This is a genomic window from Gemmatimonas sp., assembly GCF_044345575.1.
Lineage (GTDB): Bacteria > Gemmatimonadota > Gemmatimonadetes > Gemmatimonadales > Gemmatimonadaceae > Gemmatimonas.
Genome location: NZ_JBIJAW010000380.1, coordinates 1 through 3053 on the forward strand (window position 1 = coordinate 1; position 3053 = coordinate 3053).

Annotated in this window: 2 protein-coding genes; both read right to left on the reverse strand. The window is 68.9% G+C overall.

Annotation, left to right across the window (positions count from 1 at the left end; genetic code table 11):
- Window positions 1–1199 (reverse strand): SNF2-related protein (locus tag ACIQ6O_RS15435; protein WP_396208668.1); only part of this gene is annotated, 1199 nt, incomplete at its 3' end.
- On the reverse strand, window positions 1192–3053 hold a 1862-nt coding region (locus ACIQ6O_RS15440; protein ID WP_396208669.1), incomplete at its 5' end, for an Eco57I restriction-modification methylase domain-containing protein. The genes ACIQ6O_RS15435 and ACIQ6O_RS15440, both read right to left, overlap by 8 nt.

Below are 3053 nucleotides of genomic sequence, written 5' to 3' on the forward strand. Positions count from 1 at the left end.
GAGAAGGCCACTACCGGCGTGCCCGCATGGCGCGCGCGAATGGTGCGCAGATAGCTCGCGCGAACGTGGTCGGCGCGCGCATGCGCCAGATGAAACGCGCGGAGCGCACGCAGCGCGTCGCAGTGCTTGCCGAGGAGTTCGAGCGCCGAGTGTTGTTCGGCGGGGGCTACCGCATGCGAGGAAAGCAGTTCGGCGAATCCCAGCTGCATGTCGCCTGCCGGGTCGTCGCCGATGAGCCAAGTGCCAAGTTCCGCGTTGGTCGGATGACGACCCGCTTCGAGCGCGTCCCGCAGGGCGGTGCCGCGCTGCAGCCGCCTCGTGAGCGCCTGCGTGAGCGCCGCGTCGCTCGAACACCAGGCGCGCAGGAGTCCCAGTCTGATGAGCGCTCCGGCTACCGCCCCGTCGCGTGCCGGGAGGGGAGCGGGGAGGGCAAGCAGTCGATCGAGCGTCTCCCGCTGCTGCGGGACGGTGAAGGGTTTGTGTACACGTACGCTGGGCGGCGATGCGCGGCGCCGCTCATTGCCATCTGCCTCAGATATCTGATCGTGCTGACGCCGTACAACGAGAGCGGCGAGCAGGTGATCGGGCACCGAATCACCGTGCGGCCCGCGAAAGAGCGCGAAGAGCGCCGCGAGATCGCGAGGGGTGTTGTGCAGCGGGGTGGCACTCAACAACAGCACGTCGCAACCACTGACCGCCATCGCGATGTGCCGATAGCGCGTCGAGCCGGTATTGCGCAGGGCGTGGGCCTCGTCGATGATGACGAGCGTCCGCCCGCGGGTTGTCGGTAGGTCAGCCAACGAGCGAGCCAACGGTGGCAGCGGTTGCCGAGATGCCCGATGGAGCGAGTGGATAGGTGTGTCCCGTTGGGCCGTGCGGAGTACAGCGGCCTCCCACATGGCCACCAGACCCGCGGGCGCCAGGATATGGGTGTGCGCGTAGTGCTGTGCCACTGCCAGCGCCGTGAAGGTTTTGCCGAGTCCCACGTCATCGGCGAGCAATGCTCCGCCGTGCCGCTGAAGGACGCGAAGCAGTTGCGCGGCCGCCTGACGCTGATGCGGCATGAGCCGGACATCGCCGAGTTCGACGGATGGCAGTGGCGGAAGCATGACGGTGGCGAGGTGACGCTTTACCGCGCGTACGCGCCCGACGTCACGGAGGCGGTGGGCATGGCCCGCGGTGAGTCGAAGATCAGTCATGGCGATACCACTCGAGCAACGGGGAAATCAGGAGGGGCGGCAGTTGGAAGGCTTGGAGCACGGCCGCGTCGAGTGCCGCCAGCGATACGTGCGACGGCGTGTCAGGCGAGGCGCTTGCGAGAGCGGCCCCGTATGGTCGCAGCAGGCGTACCGTGCGGGCCCAGTCATGTGGTATGGGCATGGCAGCCACGGTCCAGCCGAGGAAGCGGCGGAACCCGCCGCGTGCGGGTTCCGCGAGTACACCGAGCCAGGCGTTGGCGATGGTGGAGGAGAGCAGCGCGTGCAGCGCGTGTGCGTCGTCCAACGACGGGAGGCGCATGACGTAGCAGCTGTTGAGCGGGACCGACGGATCCCCAGCGGGGAGCACTGTGCATCGCATGCGTCGAGCAATGTCGGCCCATACCAGGCGCGGCAGTTCCGATCGGGCCGCATCGGTGCGAAAGAGTGTCCACCATGGTTGTGCATGTCTGCTGTCGCGACGCGACTGGAGGCGCGGGCGCCACTGTGCGAGCCACCGGGCGCTGGCGGGTGGCAGCGTACGCAGCGGCAGGCCATCGGCCCCGTGTGTCCAGAGCACGCGAAGATCGTGCGGTGGCGTGGTGTCGCCCACACGCCCGCCGCCGGCATCGTGGGTGAACGATCCCGCGATACTGTCTCCGCGAATCGCCGGACGCAGCAGGGTGCGTTCGATGACGCCCTGTCTGATCGGGCCGGACAACGACGTGACCGTGGCACCATCGTCGGCGTGTTCTTCCGCGTGCACGAGGAAGGCCGCATTGCAGCCGCATTTGACGCCGAGCAGGGGGCGGCCGAGCGAGGTGTTGCCGAGTGGGAGGCCGGCGGCGCGCAGCGATTCGAATGCCGAGTGGGCTGAAGGGGGCAGCAGAATCCACGGCGCGTCGGGATCACCCTGGAGCGGCAGCGAATGCGCGGCGCGATGGAAGGTGACCGTGTGGCGTCGGGTGATGCCGCAGCGCACGGATTGCGATGATGTAGAGGCGGAACGGCGTGGTGCGGTCGTTGCTGGGCTGGCCGGCGACGCCTCCATGGCGTCCGCCCGCGTGGCGACGATCAGCGACGGATACGTGGCGGCGTCGAACTGTGCTGGCGCATCGCTCCAATCGTGTACTTCCCGGAGGGCGGTGTGCTCGAGCAGCAGTCGCCGTACGCCGCCCCCCGAGAGGGTGCGCCACAGCTTGGCCGGTACGAGCAGTGCGAGGACACCGTGGGGAGCGAGCAGTTGCACACTGCGTTCAACGAACGCGGCGGACAGATCGGCCTGCGCCGAAAACCCAGCCCCGGCCCCTGCGCGCGTCGCACCCTCGCGCCAGCCAGCGCTGCGCATCACCCGGAACTCACGTCGGAGCCATTCGCGCTCGCGGGCGGGGAGTGCGTGCGGCCGCACCCAAGGCGGATTGCCGATGATGAGGGTAAACCCGCCCTGCGCCGCGACGTCGGCGAACATGGCGCCGAAGCGAAAGGGGAGCGCTCCACCGCGTTCGAGTCGCTGCGCTTCCGTGTGGAGTTCCCGGGCGTTCCCCCGCAGCGCGTCGAGTCGCACGCGTTCCGCGCGCTGCACACGGCGGCGTTCACCGAACAGGTCGCGTGCGCGCAGTGTGGTCAGCAACCCGCGACGTTCGGCACGCAGCGCGTCATGGCGACGACGGACTTCGCTGACGGCGCGGGCGCGTTCCTCGCGGTCGAGGGTGTCCGCAAGTTGCTGCTTGCGTACACCGGATGCGCGGGTATAACGCTCGCGCAGGCGGGTGAGTCGGCGAGCGCCGGGCGGGGCGAAACGGAACGTGCCTCCGGCCAGCGAGTCACCGACCCGAATGTGGTGGTCGAGATTGGGCA